Genomic DNA, 19,287 nt, shown 5'->3' on the forward strand with positions numbered 1-19,287 from the left:
ACACCCCCCCCCCCGCGCTCGGTGTGTGGGGCGGGGCGCCTGTCACCAACCCACCCAAAACAAAACCCCCCGCCCCCGGGGGGGGCCGCCCGCTTCTTTATGGGATCTTATTCGTTGATCTTGATGACAACGCCCGAACCAACGGTACGGCCGCCCTCACGAATCGCGAAGCGGAGGCCTTCCTCGATCGCGATCTCGGTGATCAGCTCAACGTCCATCTCGACGTTGTCGCCAGGCATGCACATCTCGATGCCCTCAGGCAGGGAGACGACGCCGGTCACGTCGGTGGTACGGAAATAGAACTGCGGACGATAGTTGTTGAAGAACGGGGTGTGACGGCCGCCCTCTTCCTTTTTCAGGATGTAGACCTGGCCGCGGAACTTGGTGTACGGATGGATCGAGCCGGGTTTGCAGAGAACCTGGCCGCGCTCGATCTCGGTGCGCTGAATGCCGCGGAGCAGGGCGCCGATGTTGTCGCCGGCCTCGGCGTAGTCGAGGATCTTGCGGAACATCTCGATGCCGGTAACGACGGTCTTCTTCTTCTCGTCGGAAAGACCGACGATCTCGACCTCGTCGCCAGTCTTCAGCTGGCCACGCTCGACACGGCCGGTGGCGACGGTGCCGCGGCCGGTGATGGTGAAGACGTCCTCAACGGGCATCAGGAACGGCAGGTCGGCCTTGCGCTCCGGAGTCGGGATATACTCGTCGACAGCGTCCATGAGCTCGAGGATGCTGGCATACTCGGGCGCGCTCGGGTCGGTGCTGGTGCACTCGAGGGCCTGCAGCGCGGAGCCCTTGATGATGGGGATGTCGTCGCCGGGGAAGTCGTAGCTGGAGAGCAGCTCACGGATTTCCATCTCGACGAGCTCGAGCAGCTCGGGATCGTCGACCTGGTCGACCTTGTTCATATAGACGACGATGTAGGGAACACCGACCTGACGGGCGAGCAGGATGTGCTCACGGGTCTGGGGCATCGGGCCGTCGGCGGAGGAGACGACGAGGATCGCGCCGTCCATCTGCGCGGCGCCGGTGATCATGTTCTTGACGTAGTCGGCATGTCCCGGGCAGTCGACATGCGCGTAGTGGCGCTTGTCGGTCTCGTACTCAACGTGCGCGGTGTTGATGGTGATGCCGCGCTCCCTCTCTTCAGGGGCCTTATCGATCATGTCATACGCTTCGAACTGGGCCTGGCCCTTCATCGCGAGAACCTTGGTGATCGCCGCGGTCAGCGTGGTCTTGCCGTGGTCGACGTGTCCGATCGTACCAATGTTGACATGGGGCTTGTTTCTTTCAAAATGTGCCTTTGCCATCGAAAATTTCCTCCCTTATGATCAAGAATTTTATTCACGGGGATATTCCTGTGCCGGCGCTGGTAGTCCGCCGGGCCTGATGCTTGTATTCTACCAATTCGCAGGGGAAAAAGCAAGTCTTATTCGGCTTTTTTGCCCCTGGAGGACATAATTCCTTCCGCGATCGACTTCGGAACCTCGATGTAGTGGCTGGGCTCCATGACATAGTTGCCGCGGCCCTGCGTCTTGGAACGCAGGTCGTTGGAGTAGCCGGACATCTCGGAGAGCGGGACGAACGCCCGGATCTCCTGCGCGCCGAAGACGGCGTCCATGCCCTGGATCTGTCCGCGGCGGCTGTTCAGGTCGCCGATGACGTCGCCCATGTAGTCCTCCGGCGTGGTGACGGAGACCTTCATGATCGGTTCGAGCAGGACCGGGTCGGCCTTCTGCATGGCCATCTTGAACGCCATCGAAGCGGCGATCTTAAACGCCATTTCGGAGGAGTCGACCTCGTGGTAGGAGCCGTCGTACAGCGTGACCTTCACGTCGACGACCGGATAGCCGGCGAGCACGCCCGCCTGCATCGCGCCCTGAATACCCTGGTCGATCGGACCGATGTATTCCTTCGGGATGGCGCCGCCCACGATCGCGTTGACGAACTCGTAGCCCTTGCCGCTCTCGTTGGGTTCGATGCGGATCTTGACGTGGCCGTACTGGCCCTTACCGCCCGACTGGCGCGCATATTTGTGGTCGACGTCGGCCATCTTGCGGATGGTCTCCTTGTAGGCGACCTGCGGCTTGCCGACGTTCGCCTCGACCTTGAATTCCCTCAGCAGGCGGTCGACGATGATCTCCAGATGGAGCTCGCCCATGCCCGCGATGATCGTCTGGCCGGTCTCCTGGTCGGTGTAGGTGCGGAAGGTGGGGTCCTCCTCGGCCAATTTGCCCAGGCCGATCGCCATCTTCTCCTGGCCGGCCTTGGTCTTCGGCTCGATCGCCAGGTTGATGACCGGCTCGGGGAACTCCATCGACTCGAGGATGATCGGGTGTTTGGGATCGCAGAGCGTGTCGCCCGTGGTGGTGTTCTTGAGCCCGACCGCCGCGGCGATGTCGCCGCAGTAGCAGACCTCAAGGTCCTTCCGGTGGTTGGCGTGCATCTGCAGGATGCGCCCAATGCGCTCGGTGGCGTCCTTGTTCGGGTTGTAGACGCCCGAGCCGGCCGCCAGCGTGCCGGAATAGACGCGGAAGAAGCAGAGCTTGCCGACATAGGGGTCGGTCGCGATCTTGAAAGCGAGCGCGGAGAACGGCTCGTTGTCGCTGACCTTGCGCTCCTCCTCCTGGTCGGTCTCCGGGTTGGTGCCCTTCACGTTCTCGATGTCGGTCGGAGCCGGCATGTAGTCGACGATCGCGTCGAGCAGCTTCTGGACGCCCTTGTTCTTATAGGAGGTGCCGCAGCAGACGGGGACCATCGTGTTGGCGATGGTGGACTTGCGGATCACCGCCTTGATCTCGTCGGTGGTGATCTCCTCGCCCGCGAGGTATTTCTCCATGAACGCCTCGTCACACTCGGAGAGGTGCTCGAGCAACTCCTCGCGGTACTGCTCCGCCTTCTCGCGCATGTCCTCGGGGATCTCCTCGACACGCATGTCCTTTCCGAGGTCGTCGTAATAGACGTCGGCCCTCATCTCGACAAGATCGATGATGCCCTTGAACCAGGTCTCCGCGCCGATCGGGAGCTGGATCGGGACGGCGTTGCATTTGAGGCGCTGGCGCATCATGTCGATGACGCGGTAGAAATCCGCACCCATGATGTCCATCTTATTGACATATCCCATGCGCGGGACATGGTATTTGTTCGCCTGGCGCCACACCGTTTCCGACTGCGGCTCGACGCCGCCCTTGGCGCAGAATACGGTCACCGAGCCGTCGAGCACTTTCAGCGAGCGCTCGACCTCGACGGTGAAGTCCACGTGTCCGGGGGTGTCGATGATATTGATGCGGTGGTCCTTCCAATAACAGGTGGTCGCGGCGGAGGTGATCGTGATGCCACGCTCCTGCTCCTGCGCCATCCAGTCCATTGTCGCCGTGCCCTCGTGGGTCTCACCGATCTTGTGGTTGATGCCTGTGTAGTACAGGATACGCTCGGTGGTCGTCGTCTTGCCGGCGTCAATGTGGGCCATTATGCCAATGTTGCGGGTTAATTCCAGAGATACGTCTCTAGGCATAGTGTCCTCCCTTAATTTGCTTTCCGACGCCGGAACAGCTGATGCTGACGCCGCCGGGGAACGAAATAAAATACTCCGCGCCGCCGCTCACGCGGCCGCGCAAAGAAAGCGGATTACCAGCGATAATGTGCGAACGCCTTGTTGGCTTCGGCCATCTTGTGGGTATCCTCGCGTTTCTTGACCGCGCCGCCCTGCTGGTTGAGAGAATCCATGATCTCGCCGGCAAGGCGCTCTCTCATGGTCTTCTCGCCGCGGTTGCGCGAATAGGTGCAGAGCCACCGCAGGCCCAGGGTCTGGCGGCGCTCCGGACGGACCTCCATAGGCACCTGGTAAGTCGCGCCGCCGACACGGCGGGCCTTGACCTCCAGCACGGGCATGATGTTTTCCATCGACTGCTCGAACGCCTCCAGCGGGTCTTTGCCGGTCTTTTCCTTGACAATGTCGAATGCACCGTATACAATCTTCTGCGCCACGCCCTTTTTGCCGTCATACATGATGTTGTTGATCAGGCGTGTCACCAGCTTGGAATTGTACAGCGGGTCAGGCAAAACGTCACGTTTTGCAATTTGACCTCTTCTTGGCACTTCGCTTCCCTCCTTCATAATTAGTATGAAATCATTGGTACTCGAAAGTGACAAAACTCCCGTTCGTGCCAATCCCGGCTGCACACATCTATATGTTAGCCTGAAACTGGCAGATTATCAGTTGTTTTATTACTTCTTGGCACCAGCCTTCGGACGCTTCGCACCGTACTTGGAACGGGCCTGCATCCTCTTCGCGACACCTTGCGCGTCGAGCGTACCACGAACGATGTGGTAACGAACGCCAGGCAGATCCTTGACACGTCCGCCACGGATCAGCACCACGCTGTGTTCCTGAAGGTTGTGGCCGATACCCGGAATGTAGGACGTAACCTCAAATCCGTTGGACAGCCTGACCCTGGCGACTTTCCGCAGCGCAGAGTTCGGTTTTTTCGGGGTCGAAGTACGGATCGCCGTGCAGACGCCGCGCTTCTGCGGAGAAGTCTGATCGATGGCGACGCGTTTCTTGGCGTTCCATCCTTTCAGCAGCGCAGGAGCCGTGGATTTCTTTGCGGTAACCTCTCTACCCTTACGAACGAGCTGGTTAAAGGTTGGCATATTGCACCTCCTTACATAATAATAGACTTTATTTCCACGGGGCGAAGCTGGCGCTCCGCCCCGGTGAAATCTGGTAAATGGGTCAATCTCACAGTTTTTAATTATAGCTCTTCCGCTCGCATCTTGTCAATACGTACGAAAGATTTTTGAAAATTTCAGAGGAACTCACAAGCCCGGTCAGACGGTCTGCATGTCGTCGCTCAGAGACCCGATGAAATCGTAGTCGCTGCGGTCGACGTGTCCCTCCGCGGTGTTCATCACCTCGAGCTCGTCGTAATCGACCGTGCCCGTGCCCGCCGGCACCAGCTTGCCGATGATGACGTTCTCCTTGAGGCCCTGGAGCTTGTCGACCTTGCCCTTGATGGCCGCCTCGGTCAGCACACGGGTCGTCTCCTGGAAGGAGGCCGCCGACATGAAGCTCTCGGTGGCGAGCGACGCCTTGGTGATGCCCAGCAGCACCGGGATGCCGGTGGCGTGGCGGCATTCGCAGCCCTCCTCCGCGCACCGCGCGTCGAGTTCCGCGTTGATGCGGGCAAGCTCGGTCTTGTCGATGTTCGAGCCGGTGATCAGCGCGGTGTCGCCGCCGTCGTCGATCTTCACCTTGCGCATCATCTGGCGGACGATGACCTCGATGTGCTTGTCGTTGATGTCGACGCCCTGCGTCCGGTAGGTGCGCTGGACCTCCTTGATTAGGTAGTCCTGCACCGCCAGGTGCCCGGAGACTGTGAGGATCTCGTTGGGCTCGACCGCGCCTTCGGTGATCTGCTCGCCCTTCACGACCCGGTCGCCCTCCGACACGCGCAGGGTGGAGCCGTAGACGATCTGCCGCTCGAACCGCTCGCCGTCGTCGGCGGTGACGACGACGAAGTCGCCGCCCTTCTGGTCCTTCTCGAACGAGACGACGCCGTCGAGGTGGGAGATGACCGCGCTGTTCTTCGGCTTGCGGGCCTCGAACAGCTCCTCGACGCGCGGAAGGCCCTGGGTGATGTCCGCCGCCGACGCGATGCCGCCCGTGTGGAAGGTACGCATCGTCAGCTGGGTGCCCGGCTCGCCGATCGACTGCGCCGCGATAATGCCGACCGCCTCGCCCACGCCGACCGGCTGGCCGTTCGCGAGGTTGGCGCCGTAGCATTTGGCGCAGACGCCGATCTTCGCCTCGCAGTTGAGGGGGGTGCGGATCTTCACCTCGGTGAAGCCCGCGTCGCGGATGCGCCGGGCGTCCGCCTCGGTCATCATGCGGTCGCGGGTGACGAGCACCTCGCCCGTCCTGGGATCGACGAGGTCGTCGGCCACGTAGCGGCCGATCAGGCGCTCGCACATATCCTCGATGACGCGGCCGCTGTCGACGATGTCGCAGACGACGATGCCCTCGTGGGTGCCGCAGTCGTGCTCGCGGATGATGACGTCCTGCGAGACGTCGACGAGGCGGCGGGTCAGGTAGCCCGAGTCCGCGGTGCGCAGCGCCGTGTCGGCCAGGCCCTTGCGGGCGCCTCGGGAGGAGTTGAAGTATTCCAGGATGTTCAGGCCCTCGCGGTAGTTCGCCTTGATCGGGATTTCGATCGCGCGCCCGGAGGTGTTGGCGATCAGGCCGCGCATACCGGCGAGCTGGCGGATCTGGTCCATCGAGCCGCGGGCGCCCGAGTCCGCCATCATGAAGATGGGGTTGCGCTCGTCGAAGGTCTTCTGGAGCGCGTCCTTGACCTTCGCGGAGCACTCGTTCCACGTCGAGACGACCCGCTCGTAACGCACGTCGTCCGAAATGAAGCCGCGGTCGTACTGGCGCTTGATCGCGTCGACCTTCTTATCCGCCTCGGCGATGTACTGCGCCTTCTCGGGCGGGATGACCGCGTCGGAGACCGAAACGGTGATCGCGCCCTTGGTGGAGTACTTGAAGCCCTGCGCCTTGATGCGGTCGAGCATCTCGGAGGTCTTGGCGGTGCCGTAGGTGTGGATGCAGCGGTCGATGATCTTCCCGAGCTCCTTCTTGCGGACGAGGAAGCCGATCTCGAGGTCGAAGACGTGGTCCGGATCGGTGCGGTCGACGTAGCCGAGGTCCTGCGGGATGGGGTCGTTGAAGATGATGCGGCCGACCGTCGTGTCGACGATGTGGGAGATGCGCTCGTCGCCCACCTGCTTGGTGATGCGCACCCTGATCGGCGCGTGCAGGCCGACGACGCCCGCCTGGTAGGCCATGGTGGCCTCGTTGAAGTCGCGGAAAACCTTGCCCGCGCCCGGCTCGTCGTCGCGCACCATCGTCAGGTAGTAGGAGCCGAGCACCATGTCCTGGGTCGGGACGGTGACGGGCTTGCCGTCGGAGGGCTTGAGGAGGTTGTTGGCGGCGAGCATGAGGAAGCGGGCCTCCGCCTGCGCCTCCGCCGAAAGCGGGACGTGCACGGCCATCTGGTCGCCGTCGAAGTCGGCGTTGTAGGCGGTGCAGACGAGCGGGTGGAGCTTGAGCGCGCGGCCCTCGACGAGGACCGGCTCGAACGCCTGGATGCCCAGGCGGTGGAGGGTCGGGGCGCGGTTGAGGAGCACGGGGTGGTCCTTGATGACCACCTCCAGCGCGTCCCACACGTCCTTGACGGTGGCGCGCTCGACCATCTTACGGGCGTTTTTGATGTTGGTGGCGACCTTGAGGTCGACCAGCCGCTTCATGACGAAGGGCTTGAAGAGCTCGAGCGCCATCTCCTTGGGCAGGCCGCACTGGTACATCCGCAGCTCCGGCCCGACGACGATGACCGAACGGCCCGAATAGTCGACGCGCTTGCCGAGGAGGTTCTGGCGGAAACGGCCCTGTTTGCCCTTGAGCATGTCGGAGAGGGATTTGAGCGGGCGGTTGTTCGGCCCGGTGACGGGACGGCCGCGGCGGCCGTTGTCGATGAGCGCGTCGACCGCCTCCTGGAGCATCCGCTTCTCGTTGCGCACGATGATGTCGGGCGCGCCGAGCTCGAGCAGCTTCTTCAGGCGGTTGTTGCGGTTGATGACGCGGCGGTAGAGGTCGTTTAAGTCGCTCGTCGCGAAGCGGCCGCCGTCGAGCTGGACCATCGGGCGGATGTCGGGCGGGATCACGGGGATCACGTCGAGGATCATCCACTCGGGGCGGTTGTGGCTCTGGCGGAACGCCTCGACCACCTCGAGGCGCTTTAAGAGCTTGACGCGCTTCTGGCCGGCGGCGGTCTCGAGCTCGGTCTTGAGCTCGTCGGAGAGCTGGTCGAGGTCGATCTCGGCGAGCAGCTCCTTGATCGCCTCCGCGCCCATGCCGGCGCGGAAATCGTCCTCGTAGGCCTCCTTGAGGTCGCGGTATTCCTTCTCGGAGAGGAGCGTGTACTTCTTGAGGTTCGTGATGCCGGGGTCGATCACCACGTAGGACGCGAAGTAGAGCACCTTCTCGAGCAGGCGGGGGGACATGTTTAGGAGGAGCCCCATGCGGGAGCTGGTCCCCTTGAAATACCAGATGTGGCTGACGGGCGCGGCCAGCTCGATGTGGCCCATGCGCTCGCGGCGGACCTTGGCGCGGGTGACCTCGACGCCGCAGCGCTCGCACACCTTGCCCTTATAGCGGATGCGCTTATAGCGCCCGCAGTAACACTCCCAGTCCTTGGTCGGTCCAAAGATCTTTTCGCAGAAAAGGCCTTCCCGTTCCGGCTTGAGGGTGCGGTAATTGATGGTTTCGGGCTTCTTGACCTCGCCCCACGACCACTCGCGGATCAGTTCGGGCGACGCCAGTCCGATTTTTATCGATTCAAAAACGTTGAATTCCAAATGCGAACCCCTCTCTTCTAATCAGTGTGGACACGCCGGTGATTCTGTTATGCGCGTCTCAGAAACTGTCGTCCTCACTCGCGATGCCGTCCAGGCCGAGCGCCTCGATCGGGTCGAAGCTCTCTTCGAGGTCCGCGTCCCCCAGGTCCACATCGAGCAGGTCGATGTCTCCCTCAGGTTCGCCCTCCGTGTCCGGATGCTCGATGTCGAAGCCGTCCTCGAATTCGGAGGCCACTTCGACGCCGTCCATCAGCGAGTCATCCACAGGGGTCAGCCCCATATTTTCGTCGTCGTCGAACGTCTGCTTGAGGTCGATCTCCTGATCGTCCTTATCCAGCACGCGCACGTCCAGGCCGAGCGACTGGAGTTCCTTGATGAGCACCTTGAACGATTCCGGGATGCCCGGCTTCGGCACGTTCTTGCCCTTGACGATCGCCTCGAAGGTCTTGACGCGGCCGACCACGTCGTCCGACTTGACCGTCAGGATCTCCTGCAGGGTGTAGGCGGCGCCGTAGGCCTCCAGCGCCCACACCTCCATCTCGCCGAAGCGCTGGCCGCCGAACTGCGCCTTGCCGCCCAGCGGCTGCTGGGTCACGAGGCTGTAGGGGCCGGTGGAGCGGGCGTGGATCTTGTCGTCGACCAGGTGGTGGAGCTTGAGGTAGTACATATAGCCGACGGTGACCGGATGGTCGAACAGCTCGCCCGTGCGCCCGTCGTGCAGCCAGGTCTTGCCGTCCCGCGGCAGCCCCGCCTGCTCGAGGCAGTCGGCGATGTCGTTCTCGTTCGCGCCGTCGAAGACGGGGGTCATGACCTTCCAGCCAAGCTCGGCCGCCGCGCGCCCGAGATGGACCTCGAGCACCTGCCCGATGTTCATGCGGCTCGGGACGCCCAGGGGATTCAAGACGATGTCGAGCGGGCGGCCGTCCGGCAGGTAGGGCATATCCTCCTGCGGCAGCACCCGGGAGACGACGCCCTTGTTGCCGTGGCGTCCGGCCATCTTGTCGCCGACCGAGATCTTTCTCTTCTGGGCGATGTAGCAGCGGACCACCATGTTGACGCCCGGCGAGAGCTCGTCGCAGTTTTCGCGGGTGAAGACCTTCACGTCCACGATGATGCCGTATTCGCCGTGCGGCACGCGCAGGGAGGTGTCGCGCACCTCGCGCGCCTTCTCGCCGAAGATCGCGCGCAGCAGGCGCTCCTCCGCGTTGAGCTCGGTCTCGCCCTTGGGCGTGACCTTGCCCACGAGGATGTCGCCGGCGCGCACCTCGGCGCCCACGCGGATGATGCCGCGTTCGTCGAGCTCCTTGAGCGCGTCGTCGCCGACGTTGGGGATGTCGCGGGTGATCTCCTCGGGTCCCAGCTTGGTGTCGCGGGACTCGATCTCATATTCCTCGATGTGGATCGAGGTGTAGATATCGTCCTTGACAAGGCGCTCGTTGATGAGCACCGCGTCCTCGTAGTTGTAGCCCTCCCAGGTCATGAAGCCGACGAGCATGTTGCGCCCGAGGCTGATCTCGCCGCCCGCGGTGGACGGGCCGTCCGCGATGACCTGGCCGACCTCGATTTGCTCCCCCTTCGCGACGATGGGGCGCTGGTTGATGCATGTCCCCTGGTTGGAACGCATAAACTTAATCAGATGGTAGGGATGGCGCTCGCCGTCGCTGTCGCGGATGACGACCTCGTTGGCCGACACCGCGTCCACGACGCCCGCGTGCTTGGAGACGACCGCGACGCCCGAGTCGACGGCGGATTTGTACTCCATGCCCGTCGCCACGATGGGCGCCTCCGGCACGAGCAGAGGCACCGCCTGGCGCTGCATGTTCGCGCCCATCAGCGCGCGGTTGGCGTCGTCGTTCTCGAGGAAGGGGATCATCGCCGTCGCGACCGAGACGACCATCTTCGGCGAGACGTCCATATAGTCGACCTTCTCGCGCTCGCAGACCATGACCGCGTCGCGGTAGCGGACGCTGACCTTCTCGTTGGCGAACTTGTGGTCGTCGGTGAGCGGCTCGTTGGCCTGCGCCACGATATACATATCCTCGATGTCGGCGGTCATATACTCGACCTCGTCGAGCACCACACCCGTCTCCTTGTCGACGCGGCGGTAGGGCGCCTCGATGAAGCCGTATTCGTTGATCTTCGCGAAGGTCGCGAGGTAGGAGATCAGTCCGATGTTCGGGCCCTCAGGGGTCTCGATCGGGCACATGCGGCCGTAGTGGCTGTAGTGCACGTCGCGGACCTCGAATCCAGCGCGGTCACGGGAGAGGCCGCCGGGTCCGAGCGCCGACAGGCGGCGCTTGTGGGTGAGCTCCGCGAGGGGGTTGGTCTGGTCCATGAACTGGGAGAGCGGCGAGGAGCCGAAGAACTCCTTGATCGAGGCCACGACCGGGCGGATGTTGATGAGCGCCTGCGGGGTCACGACGTCCATGTCCTGCGCCTGGGTCGCCATCCGCTCGCGGATGACGCGCTCCATGCGGGAAAAGCCGATGCGGAACTGGTTCTGGAGCAGCTCGCCGACCGAGCGGATGCGGCGGTTGCCGAGGTGGTCGATGTCGTCCACCGTACCGATGGCGTGGCCGAGCCCGCACAGGTAGTTGATCGAGGCGAAGATGTCGTCCTTGATGATGTGCTTGGGGATGAGCTCGTCGCGGCGGGAGGCGATCGCCTCCCGGAGGGCGTCCTCCCCCTCGCTCTGCTCGAGGATCTCGCGCAGCACGGCAAAGCGTACCTTCTCGTTGATGCCGAGAGGCGCGCAGTCGAAGGACACGAAATCCTTGATGTCGACCATGCCGTTGGAGATGACCTTGAGCTCGCGGTCCTCGCCGAGGCTCAGGTAGACGGTGTCCGCGCCGCTGCGGCCGATCCGCTCGGCCAGCTCGCGGGAGATCACCGCGCCGGCGTCCGCGATCAGCTCGCCGGTCATCGGGTCCGCCACCGGGCGCGAGAGGGTGTTGCCCAAAATGCGCGGCGGCAGGGACAGCTTTTTGTTATACTTGTAGCGGCCGACCTTGGACAGGTCGTACCGGCGGGGATCGAAGAAGAGCGCGTCGATGTGGCTCTGGGCCGAATCGACCGTCGGCGGCTCGCCGGGGCGCAGCTTGCGGTAGACCTCGAGCAGCGCCTCCTCGGTGTTGGCGGTGGGGTCCTTCTCAAGCGTCGCCATCACCCGCTCGTCGTCGCCGAAGAACTCGATGATCTGCTCGTTGGAGCCCAGGCCGAGCGCGCGGATGAAGGTGGTCACCGGCAGCTTGCGGTTTTTGTCGATGCGGACGTAGAAGACATCGTTGGAGTCGGTCTCATATTCCAGCCACGCGCCGCGGTTGGGGATGACGGTGGCGCTGTAGAGCTCTTTGCCGCTCTTGTCGTGCGCCGCGCCGTAGTAGACGCCCGGCGAACGGACCAGCTGCGAAACGATGACACGTTCCGCGCCGTTGATGATGAAGGTGCCGCTCTCCGTCATCAGCGGGAAATCGCCCATGAAAATATCCTGCTCTTTGACCTCGCCGGTCTCCTTGTTGAGCAGGCTCGCGCGCACACGCAGGGGAGCCGCATAGGTCGCGTCGCGCTCCTTGCACTCCTCGATGGTGTACTTCGGCTTGTCGTCCAGACGATAGTCGATGAAATCGAGCACCAGGTTGTCCTGATAATCGGTAATCGGCGAGACGTCCTTGAACACCTCTTTGAGCCCCTCGTCAAGGAACCACTGGTAGGAGTTCTTCTGCACCTCGATCAGGTTCGGCATCTGCAGAACCTCGTCGATGTGCGCGAAACTCATACGAGTCGTTTTGCCCTGCGTTACTGGCTTGACATTCACCATAGGCTTTGCTCACTCCATTCTTCTGATTTACGCCCCGGAAAATTTTTTTGCGACCCGGGACGCACGATCCGCCGCGCCCGGCACCGGCGCCAGAGATATCTATCCACAATGTTGTGCAAAACAGACAGGATTTTAAAGAATCTCCCGTAAATTTTGCAGATCACTATTGCCAAATCTGTCGAAACGTGCTATAATTTTTTTAAATCTCCGCAGAAATAGCCATTTTGATACAGTATATTAGTTTACCACATCCGGTCAATCCTGTCAAGAAAAACCGTATGCTCCAATCCGACAAAAAACCGGCCCGATTGGGCCGGTTTTTTTGATGATCCGGCACCGCGGCCGGAAAAACGCTTACCCTCCCCCGTTTTATGACTGAAAACAGCCGCCCTCCGGGCGGCTGTTTTCGATTAGAGCAGGTTGTAGAGGAGCGGCACGAGCACCGGCACGAGCGCCGTGAGCACCACGCCCGAGATCACCGCGATCAGCGCCGTCTCGTCGTCGGTCGCCCGCGCGATCACCGGCAGGGTGGTGTCCATCGCGGTCGCGCCCGACGGCGCGACCGCCGCGTAGCGCCCGAAATGCCGCGCCACGAAGGGGATCATCAGAAAGGCCATCAGCTCCCGCAGGACGTTGGTCATGAACGCGACCGTCCCGAGCTGCGCGCCGCCGAGCCCCCGCAGGATGACCGCCGACACGCTGTAGAAGCCGAACCCGGAGGAGACGGCCGCGCTCTCGTTCACCGGCATGCCGAGGAAAAAGCCGAGCAGCAGCCCGCCCGCGATCGAGCCGACCGCCACCCCGAAGGGGATGACGAGGATGCGCACGTTGTATTCGCGGATCTTGCGGAAGACCGTCTTGTTGGTGCCCACCTCGATGCCGACCGAGAGGAGCAGCAGCATGAGCGCATAGGACATGAGCCTGTCCATCACCGGGACCGCCTCGGGCGGAAAGAGGAAGTACCCGCACAGGATGCCGAGCAGAAGGCTGCCGAGCGCGAAGAGGATCATTCCGCATCCTCCTTTTTCCGCACCTGCCGCGGCAGGGTGATCCGGGAGAGTATGTAGACCAGCAGCACCGAGCCCGCGATCGTCACCGCCGCGAAAAGAAAGGCGCGCACGCCCGCCGTGCGCAGGTCGGTGAGGAAGGTGGGGCTGCCCGCCATCGACGCGCCCATTGAAAAGAGGGTGAGCGCGATGCCCGCCGTCTGAAGCCAGCCGTTGAGCCGAAGCCACCTGAGCGGGAAAATTGTCACGCCGATGATGATGCCGACCGCGAAGTAGACGATCAGCGAAAAGGGACCTAAGAAGTCAAACAAACGAACCATCCTGACTGTTGGAAAATCTGCCGCTCTCCGGCGGCCGGGAGGCCGCCGCCCGCGGCTGCGGGCGGCGGGAACGGGGCCCGCTATTTCGCGGCGATATACGCCCGGAAGGCGCGGTAGGTCTGGTAGACGTCCTGCTTGGAGACGACCTCGAAGGGGGCGTGCATCGAGAGCACCGGCACGCCCACGTCGACCACGTCGACGTTGAGCGCCGCGATATACATCGCGACGGTGCCGCCGCCGCCCAGATCGACCTTGCCGAGCTCGCCCGTCTGCCAGACGACCTTCGCGTCGTCGAGCAGGTTGCGGATCTCGGCCATGAACTCGGCGGACGCCTGGCTCGTGCCGCTCTTGCCGCGCGCGCCGGTGTACTGGGTCACGACGACGCCCTGGTTGAGGTAGGCGCAGTTGCGCTTTTCCAGCGTGTCGCCGAAGGTCGGATCGTAGGCGGCGTTCACGTCCGCCGACAGGCAGGTGGATTTCGAGAGCACCTCGCGGCCCGAGAGCCCATGCATCCCGGCGAGGTCCTTGATGAAGTACTTGAGGTAGTTGGAGTTGAGGCCGGTGTTGCCGTCCGAGCCGGTCTCCTCCTTGTCGGTGAAGACGGTGACGGTCGTGTATGCGGGGCTTTCGGCCTCGAGCTCGGCCATCAGCGAGGTGTAGGCGCAGACGCGGTCGTCGTGGCCGTAGGAGCCGACCATCGAGCGGTCGAGCCCGACGTCGCGGGCCTTAAACTGCGGCACCGCGGTCAGCTCGGCGGAGAGGAAGTCCTCCTCGACGACGCCGTACTTCTCGTTGAGCAGGCGGATGATGTTGAGCTTCACCTTCTCGCTCACCTTGTCGTCCTTGAAGGGGCGGCAGCCGACGAGCACGTTGAGCTCCTCCCCCTTGAGCCCCTCGGCGAGGGTGCGCTTCATCTGCTCCTGCGCGAGGTGGGGCAGCAGGTCGGTCACGGTGAAGACGGGGTCGTCCTCGGCCTCGCCGATCGCGCAGGTGATCGTCTCGCCGTTCTTCTTGACGATGACGCCGTGCAGCGCCAGCGGGATCGCGCCCCACTGGTACTTTTTGATGCCGCCGTAGTAGTGGGTCTTGAAGAGGGCGAGCTGCGCCTCCTCATAGAGCGGGTTGGGCTTGAGGTCGAGGCGGGGGGAATCGATGTGGCTGGCCATGATGCGCACCCCGTCGGACATCGGGCGGGTGCCGATCGTCGAGAGGATGACCGCCTTGCCGCGGTTGTTGTAGTAGACCCGGTCGCCCGGCAGATAGACCTCCTTGGGATCGAAGGGCTTGTAGCCCGCCGCCTGCGCCCTGGCCACGATGTAGGTGACCGCCTCGCGCTCGGTCTTGCAGGCGTCGAGGAACTGCTTGTAGGGCTCGCAGAACGCCTGCGCCGCCGCTTCCTCCCCGTCGGTCGCGGTCAGCCCGATGTTCCTGCGGTTGATGCAGAGCTTCTCCTGCAGCAGCTCGCCCGCGGTCCTGTTCTCTTTATCCATAGCTGTAAAACCTCCTGTAGTGTGATTTCTATTGCCGCCGCAAAAACCGGCCGCCGGGCGCGGAACGCGCGGCGGCTGTTCTTACAGATCATAGAGTCTCCGGTAGACCTCCATCGTCTTTTTCACCTTCGCCACATAGGCGCGGGTGTCGTCGAAGGGGATGTCGGTGATGTGCTCGCCGTCGGGCGCGTGGGCGGGGTCGCCCAGCCACTGCTTGGCGCTGCCCCAGCCCGCGTGGTAGGCGCAGAGGACGTTTTCCACCGTGCCGAACTCGTCGAGCAGGATGCGCAGCATCGACGTGCCGTATTCGATGTTGGTCGCCGGATCGAAGCAGTCCTCCCCCTTCGGGGCTTCGCCGCCCCCCTTGCGCATCTGCACCCAGTCGAACGCGTCGGGCATGAGTTGCATGAGCCCCTGCGCGCCCACATTTGACCGCGCCCTCGGGTCGAAGCCGCTCTCGGTGCGCACCACCGCGTAGACGAGCGCGCGGTCAAGGCCCTTCTCCTCGCAGGCCGCGTCGATCAGCTCGGTGTATTTCATCGGGTAGGCGCCATGGTAGTAGCGGTCGAAGCCGTATTTCGCGAGACCTGCCGCCCCCCACACCGCCAGCAGGAGCAGCAGCAGTTCAAAGCCCAGTTTGACAGCGCGTCTGATGTCCGCTCCCCTCCGTTCATTCGTCCGTCCCGGTCAGCTCCTCAAAGCCGCCGTCGTCGGGGTCCTCCCCGCCGTCCGCCTCCGTCTCCGCGCCGGATCCGTCCGCGGGCACGGCCTCCGGTTCCGCGGCGCGCGCCCGGCGCCCCGCACCGTCCGCCGCCAGCCTTTCCAGGCGGGCATAGAGCTCCGAAAAGGCGAGGCGCAGCTCGTCTTGGTCCCCGTCATTGGTCAGTATATCGTCCGCGCGCGAGGTATAGAACCCGTCGCGGTTCTGGGCGCTCACGCGGCGTTCGGCCGCCTCCTCGGTCATCACGTCCCGCGCGATGATGCGGCGCAGGCGGACCTCCCGGTCGGCGGTCACCGCCACGATCCAGTCGCATTTTTTATCGAGCCCCGACTCGAAAAGGGTCGGCGCGTCGAGCAGCAGCATCGGCGCGCCCGACGCGCTGATCTCCTCTATTTTACGCATGATCGCCGCGATAATGTATGGATAGGTGATCTCATTGAGGCGTTTTAATTTGGCGCGGTCGGAAAAGCAGATCTCCGCCAGCTTTTCCCGGTTGAGGGTCGCGTCGGGGTGGATGACCTCGGTGGAGAACTCGAGCACGAGGTCCATCAGGCACGCCCGGCTGTGCTCCATCGTCTCCCGCGCCACCGCGTCCGCGTTGATGACCGGCACGCCGCGCCCGGCGAACATCCCGCTCAGCGTGGATTTGCCCGCGCCCGTCTGCCCCGTCAGGCCGATGATCATGGTATTCTGACTTTTCAAAACGTTTCCCGCCTTCCCTATAGTAGAACCTCGTCGAACCCGGCCGCGCGCAGCAGCCGGTTGTACACAGCCTGTCCAATTCCTTCGTCGTCAGATACCCTGGTGTATACGAGCGTCAGCCCGTCGCGGTCGACCTCCCGCAGCGCGTCGAACAGCCGGTGCGCCTGGGATGCGGGGTCGCTTTCCGCGCCGTAGGTAATACATTTTTGTGTGAAGTGTTTTTCCTCCCCCTCGAAGCAGAGGATGCCGAACGCGTGCTTCTGCGCCGCGATGAACCGTTTGAACTGCCCGAGGCTCCCGCGCACGAGCACGACCCGCGCCTTGGGGGAATAGTGCCTGTACTTCATGCCGGGCGAGGCGACCTTTCGGTCGTCGGGCAGGTGCTCGAAGACGCCCGGGTCGTATTCGATGTCCGGCAGCACCTCCCGCAGCATTTCAAGCGTCACCGCGCCGGGGCGGAGCACCCGCGGCGGGTCGGTGCACAGCGTGAGCACGGTCGATTCCACCCCCACGTCGCACTCCCCGCCGTCGACGATCGCGTCCACCCGGCCGGTCAAATCGTCGACGCAGTGCCGCGCGCAGGTGGGGCTGGGCGAGCCGGAAAGGTTCGCCGACGGCGCCGCGAGCGGGACCCCCGCGCGGCGGATGAGCTCCCGCGCGACCGGGTGGGCGGGCATGCGGACCGCCACCGTGTCGAGCCCGCCCGACGTCTCCTTCGGCACGCGGCCGGATTTCGGCAGGATGACCGTCATCGGCCCCGGCCAGAACCGCCCGGCGAGCCGTTCGAGCGCGGCGGGCAGCTCGCGAACGAGCGGCGCGACCTCCTCCAGCGAGGAGACGTGCACGATGAGCGGGTTGTCGCTCGGGCGGCCCTTGGCCGCGTAGATCGCCTTCGCGGCGGCAGGGTCGAGGGCGTTTGCCGCAAGCCCGTAGACCGTCTCGGTCGGGATGGCGACGAGCTTCCCCTGCCTCAGCAGCGCGGCCGCCTCGTCGAGCGCCGCGGAATCGCGGCTGATATCGGTGATTTTCAGAAGTTTTGTCTGCAAGGTTTCATCTCCAAAATCGGTTCATTCCTCCTGCGCGGCCTGCAGCTTCTGCGCCTGATCGTGGGTCATCAGCGCGTCGAGCAGCTCGTCGAGCGCGCCGTCGAGGATCGCGTCGAGCTTGTAGAGGGTCAGCCCGATGCGGTGGTCGGTCACCCGGCCCTGCGGATAGTTGTAGGTGCGGATGCGCTCCGAACGGTCCCCCGTGCCTACCTGCGAGCGGCGCTCGGAGGCGATCTGGTCGTTCTGCTCCCGCACCTTCTGGTCCAGCAGGCGGGAGCGCAGGACCTTGAGCGCCTTGTCCTTATTCTTATACTGGCTGCGCTCGTCCTGGCACTCGACCACCATGCCGGTGGGCAGGTGGGTCACGCGGATGGCCGAGGAGGTCTTGTTGACGTGCTGGCCGCCCGCGCCCGACGAACGGAACACGTCGATCTGCAAATCCCTGGGGTCGAGCTCGAAGTCGACCTCCTCCGCCTCGGGCAGCACCGCGACGGTCACCGTCGAGGTGTGGATGCGCCCCTGCGTCTCCGTCTCGGGCACCCGCTGCACCCGGTGGACGCCGCTTTCATATTTGAGGCGGGAGTAGGCGCCCTCGCCGCTGATCGAAAAACTGATCTCCTTAAAGCCGCCCAGCTCGGTCTCGTTGGCGCCGAGCACCTCGCACTGCCAGCCGCGCGACTCCGCGTACATCGTATACATGCGGTAGAGCACCCCCGCGAAGAGGGCCGCCTCCTCGCCGCCCGCGCCGCCGCGGATCTCCACGATGACGTTCTTGTCGTCGTTCGGGTCGCGCGGCAGCAGCAGGATTTTCAGCTCCTGCGACGCGGACTCGATCACCTCGCGGTTCTCGTCGTACTGCTCCTGCGCGAGCGCGCGCATCTCGGGGTCGAGGCCCCCCTCGTCGAGCATCTCCTTCGCCTCGTCAAAGGCCTCTTTGGCGGATTTGTATTCGCGGTATTTTTCAACGATCGGCTCCAGCCGCCGGTACTCCTTCATCAGCTCGGTATACCGCGCCGGGTCGCTCGTCACGTTCGGTTCCATCAGGCGCATCCCGAGCTCCTCGAAGCGCGCCGCCACCGAATCCAGTTTGTCAAACATGCCGTTCCCTCCTGTGTGTTTCTCTTTTCAGCGGATGGGAAAGGCCGCTACAAATGCCGGATTTTGAGTTCCTCCCGCCCGAGCTCGGTTTCGCCGCGCAAAACCTTTTTGATGTTCTTTTCCACCTTGGCGCGCGGCACCATCACCTCGCGCCCGCAGCCGACGCAGCGGATGCGGAAATCCATCCCCACACGGCCCACCGTGAAGCGGTTTTCCCCGCAGGGGTGCGGTTTTTTCATGATGAGCACATCGCCGATCTGGATATCCATTCTACCCGCCTCCCGACACGTTTCCTTGGAATACTACAATCTATTATTATACAGAAGAACTATTTCTAACGCAAGGCGCGAGTTGTGAATTTTCCTTTTTTCCGCCCACGGGCGGAGGAGTATGTCGGTGGCCGGCCGACGGCTGTTTCAGGTTTGCCGCTCAGCGAGCGGCACAGTTTGTCGGTGGTCGACCGACGGCGGTATTAGATTTGCCGCTCGGGGAGCGGCGGAACTGCCGGGTCCCGCCCCGGCAGGCGGCCCCATTTCTTGTCCGTACAAGAAATGGGGGAAAGAAGCCGCAGGGGGCTGCGCCCCCTTGACCCCCAGCGCCGCCTCCGGTTGGCCTGCGGCCAAAGTCGGCGGCGCCCTGCCACGGATGAACGGACGGGTGTACAGCATCCC

Annotated in this window: 14 protein-coding genes; all 14 read right to left on the reverse strand. The window is 63.5% G+C overall.

The annotated features are described in order from the left end of the window. Positions 1-107: 107 nt before the first annotated feature. On the reverse strand, positions 108-1,310 hold the full coding sequence (tuf, locus tag RCI06_RS09035) for an elongation factor Tu (protein ID WP_101549297.1): 1,203 nt from the start codon (positions 1,308-1,310) through the stop codon (positions 108-110). Positions 1,311-1,429: 119 nt separating this feature from the next. Beyond that, a complete protein-coding gene (gene fusA, locus RCI06_RS09040) occupies positions 1,430-3,514 on the reverse strand; it encodes an elongation factor G (RefSeq protein WP_101549296.1) in 2,085 nt (694 codons plus the stop codon). A 113-nt stretch (positions 3,515-3,627) separates the two neighbouring features. Continuing rightward, positions 3,628-4,098: a 30S ribosomal protein S7 gene (rpsG, locus tag RCI06_RS09045; RefSeq protein WP_172439157.1), complete on the reverse strand. Its 471-nt coding sequence runs from the start codon at positions 4,096-4,098 to the stop codon at positions 3,628-3,630. Between the two features lie 129 nt (positions 4,099-4,227). Continuing rightward, a complete protein-coding gene (gene rpsL, locus RCI06_RS09050; RefSeq protein WP_121586959.1) occupies positions 4,228-4,653 on the reverse strand; it encodes a 30S ribosomal protein S12 in 426 nt (141 codons plus the stop codon). 177 nt (positions 4,654-4,830) lie between these two features. Further along, on the reverse strand, positions 4,831-8,415 hold the full coding sequence (rpoC, locus tag RCI06_RS09055) for a DNA-directed RNA polymerase subunit beta' (protein ID WP_101549290.1): 3,585 nt from the start codon (positions 8,413-8,415) through the stop codon (positions 4,831-4,833). A gap of 58 nt (positions 8,416-8,473) precedes the next feature. Continuing rightward, positions 8,474-12,232, reverse strand: a complete 3,759-nt coding sequence (gene rpoB / locus RCI06_RS09060) for a DNA-directed RNA polymerase subunit beta (RefSeq protein ID WP_101549288.1) — start codon at positions 12,230-12,232, stop codon at positions 8,474-8,476. A 410-nt stretch (positions 12,233-12,642) separates the two neighbouring features. After that, positions 12,643-13,242 carry a lysine exporter LysO family protein gene (locus RCI06_RS09065; protein WP_101549286.1) on the reverse strand — a complete coding sequence of 200 codons (600 nt, stop codon included), beginning with the start codon at positions 13,240-13,242 and terminating at the stop codon, positions 12,643-12,645. Next, a complete protein-coding gene (locus tag RCI06_RS09070; protein WP_121586960.1) occupies positions 13,239-13,550 on the reverse strand; it encodes a LysO family transporter in 312 nt (103 codons plus the stop codon). The genes RCI06_RS09065 and RCI06_RS09070 overlap by 4 nt, the downstream gene beginning before the upstream one ends. Before the next feature lie 89 nt (positions 13,551-13,639). Then, positions 13,640-15,049 (reverse strand): aminopeptidase, encoded by a 1,410-nt coding sequence (locus RCI06_RS09075; protein ID WP_306575680.1) that lies wholly within the window; start codon positions 15,047-15,049, stop codon positions 13,640-13,642. Positions 15,050-15,130: 81 nt separating this feature from the next. Then, entirely contained in the window at positions 15,131-15,589 is a 459-nt protein-coding gene (locus RCI06_RS09080; protein ID WP_101549279.1) for a lytic transglycosylase domain-containing protein, read from the reverse strand. Positions 15,590-15,719: 130 nt separating this feature from the next. Beyond that, positions 15,720-16,472 carry a dephospho-CoA kinase gene (gene coaE, locus RCI06_RS09085; RefSeq protein ID WP_306575683.1) on the reverse strand — a complete coding sequence of 251 codons (753 nt, stop codon included), beginning with the start codon at positions 16,470-16,472 and terminating at the stop codon, positions 15,720-15,722. A 17-nt stretch (positions 16,473-16,489) separates the two neighbouring features. Next, positions 16,490-17,518, reverse strand: a complete 1,029-nt coding sequence (locus RCI06_RS09090; RefSeq protein WP_256153175.1) for an L-threonylcarbamoyladenylate synthase — start codon at positions 17,516-17,518, stop codon at positions 16,490-16,492. Positions 17,519-17,539: 21 nt separating this feature from the next. Beyond that, positions 17,540-18,616, reverse strand: coding sequence for a peptide chain release factor 1 (gene prfA / locus RCI06_RS09095; RefSeq protein ID WP_121586963.1), 1,077 nt, complete (start codon positions 18,614-18,616; stop codon positions 17,540-17,542). Positions 18,617-18,663: 47 nt separating this feature from the next. After that, a complete protein-coding gene (locus RCI06_RS09100) occupies positions 18,664-18,885 on the reverse strand; it encodes a DUF951 domain-containing protein (protein ID WP_101549272.1) in 222 nt (73 codons plus the stop codon). Positions 18,886-19,287 lie beyond the last annotated feature (402 nt).

This window comes from Anaerotruncus massiliensis (ex Togo et al. 2026) (genome assembly GCF_030825285.1).
Lineage (GTDB): Bacteria > Bacillota > Clostridia > Oscillospirales > Ruminococcaceae > Anaerotruncus > Anaerotruncus massiliensis.

Excerpts from the sequence above, each read along its gene's own strand:
- RCI06_RS09075 (WP_306575680.1), bottom strand. The coding sequence starts at position 15,049 with ATGGATAAAGAGAACAGGACCGCGGGCGAGCTGCTGCAGGAGAAGCTC.
- RCI06_RS09100 (WP_101549272.1), bottom strand. The coding sequence starts at position 18,885 with ATGGATATCCAGATCGGCGATGTGCTCATCATGAAAAAACCGCACCCC.
- rpsL (WP_121586959.1), bottom strand. The coding sequence starts at position 4,653 with ATGCCAACCTTTAACCAGCTCGTTCGTAAGGGTAGAGAGGTTACCGCA.
- rpoB (WP_101549288.1), bottom strand. The coding sequence starts at position 12,232 with ATGGTGAATGTCAAGCCAGTAACGCAGGGCAAAACGACTCGTATGAGT.
- RCI06_RS09080 (WP_101549279.1), bottom strand. The coding sequence starts at position 15,589 with ATGAAATACACCGAGCTGATCGACGCGGCCTGCGAGGAGAAGGGCCTT.
- prfA (WP_121586963.1), bottom strand. The coding sequence starts at position 18,616 with ATGTTTGACAAACTGGATTCGGTGGCGGCGCGCTTCGAGGAGCTCGGG.
- tuf (WP_101549297.1), bottom strand. The coding sequence starts at position 1,310 with ATGGCAAAGGCACATTTTGAAAGAAACAAGCCCCATGTCAACATTGGT.
- RCI06_RS09065 (WP_101549286.1), bottom strand. The coding sequence starts at position 13,242 with ATGATCCTCTTCGCGCTCGGCAGCCTTCTGCTCGGCATCCTGTGCGGG.
- fusA (WP_101549296.1), bottom strand. The coding sequence starts at position 3,514 with ATGCCTAGAGACGTATCTCTGGAATTAACCCGCAACATTGGCATAATG.